Source organism: Isoptericola sp. NPDC057191, from assembly GCF_042670225.1.
In the GTDB taxonomy this organism is placed as follows: domain Bacteria; phylum Actinomycetota; class Actinomycetes; order Actinomycetales; family Cellulomonadaceae; genus Isoptericola.
In genome coordinates, this window is sequence record NZ_JBHUWC010000307.1 from 1 (window position 1) to 1,897 (window position 1,897).

A 1,897-nucleotide genomic window follows, 5' to 3' on the forward strand; every position below is an offset into this window, starting at 1 on the left:
GCCCCGCCGACGCGGTCGTCGACGAGCTGCGGGCGCACGTCCGTCGCCAGCGCCTCGCCTCCGAGGCCGGCGACGTGGACGCGTTCGCCGAGGCCGACTCCGCGTTCCACGGCGTCCTCGTGCGCGCGTCGCGCAACCAGACCGCGGTGCAGTTCATGGGACTGCTCCGGGACCGGCAGCTGCGGCTCATGTACCAGCACCTGCACGTCGGCCCGGACGAGGTCGCGGCGGCGCTCGCCGAGCACGAGGCGATGCTGGCCGCCGTCGAGCAGGGCGACGCCGACGCCTACTGCGACCTCCTGCACGACCACGTCCGCCGGCACCGGGGCATCCTGTGAGGCGCAGCTGGCTGGGCGCGTTCAGCGCGCTGTTCGTGTGCTCGTGGGCGGGCAACCAGTTCACCCCCGTGCTGCTCATGTACGAGCAGGTGCAGGGCTACGGCGACGCCACCGTGAACGCCTTCCTCGGCGTGTACGTGCTCGGCCTGGCGCCCGCGCTGCTGGTGGCCGGGACGCTGTCCGACCGGTACGGCCGCCGCCCCGTGATGCTGGTCGCGACGGTGTGCGCGATGGCGGCCAGCGCCGTGCTGGCGCTCGGCTTCCTCGGGCCGCTCCCGATCTACGTCGGGCGGCTGCTCGCGGGCCTCACCGTCGGGACCGCGACGTCCGTCGGGACGAGCTGGCTCAAGGAGCTGTCGCAGGTCCCGTTCGACCGGGCCGCGGACGCCGGGTCGGGCGCGCGCCGGGCGTCCCTCGCGTTCACGCTCGGGTCCGGCGTCGGCGCGCTCGTCGCCGGCTGCCTCGCGCAGTGGGGCCCGTGGCCGGAGGTGCTGCCGTTCGTCGTGCACCTCGTCGTGACGGCACCGTTCCTGCTGGTCGTGCTGCGGACGCCCGAGACCAGCACGCTCGGCGGCGGGTCCGGTCCGTGGTGGCGCGGGCTGGGCGTGCCCGCGGCGGGGCACCGCCGGTTCACCCGCGTGGTCGCGGTCGTCGCCCCGTGGATCTTCGTCGTCGCCGCCCTCGCCTACGGCTACGCCCCCGTGCTGCTGCGCGACCAGACGCAAGGGCTCGGGGTCGCGTACGCGACGCTCGTGACCGTGGTGGCGCTCGGGGTCGCCGCCGTGGTGCAACCGCTCGCCAAACGGCTCGACGCCGTCGACAGCGCACGCGGGCTCGCCGTCGCCGTCGCGCTCCTCACCGCCGCGGTCGCGTGCGTGGGGCTGACCGTGACGACCGGCGGCCCGTGGTGGGGCGTGGGCGCCGCCGTCGTCGCGGGCGCGGGCATGGGGATCGGCCTGTCGTCCGCGCTGCTCGAGGTGCAGCGCATCGCCGGGCCGCGCCACCTCGCAGGCCTCACCGGCGTGTTCTACGCCGTCGCGTACGCCGGGTTCCTCACGCCGGCGGTGATGGCGGCCGTCACGCCCCCGTTCACGACGGCGCAGCTGTTCGCCGTCCTCGTCGTGCTCGGGATCGTCTCGACGGGCGTCGTCGTGGCGCGCTCCCGCACGCACCTCCCCGGCGCCTGACCCCGCCTCCGCCCTCCTGCGCGCAGACCGCGCGCCGACCGCGCGCTGACCGCGCGCTGACCGGCATGGACCCGGGTCGACGGTTTCCGCCATAGTGGGTGCCGCTCGACGACGGAGGAGTGTCATGGCTGTGCGTTTCAACCCGCCCCCGGGGTGGCAGGTGCCCCCGGGTTTCCGGCCGGACGCCGGGTGGGTCCCCGACCCCGCGTGGCCCCCCGCCCCGCCCGGATGGGACTACTGGGTGGACGACGCCCCGGCACGCCCGTCCCGGCCAGAGACGCCGGCCGAGGCGACCAGCGTGCTGGCCCCCGTCCCGGCCGCCGCCGCCACGGCGCCGTACGCGCCGGTCGCGACGTACGCGCCCGTCGCGAC

The 1,897-nt window shown here is 76.3% G+C and carries 2 protein-coding genes and 1 pseudogene; all 3 read left to right on the forward strand.

The genetic code is table 11. The features are described 5' to 3' along the window. The coding region (locus ACFT55_RS20090) for a GntR family transcriptional regulator (RefSeq protein WP_380245625.1) at positions 1-338 on the forward strand (338 nt) is incomplete at its 5' end. Then, complete coding sequence (locus ACFT55_RS20095) at positions 335-1,525, forward strand: MFS transporter (protein ID WP_380245627.1); 1,191 nt, start codon at positions 335-337, stop codon at positions 1,523-1,525. The genes ACFT55_RS20090 and ACFT55_RS20095, both read left to right, overlap by 4 nt. 124 nt (positions 1,526-1,649) lie before the next feature. Continuing rightward, positions 1,650-1,897, forward strand: a pseudogene (locus ACFT55_RS20100) (hypothetical protein); the annotation flags it as partial.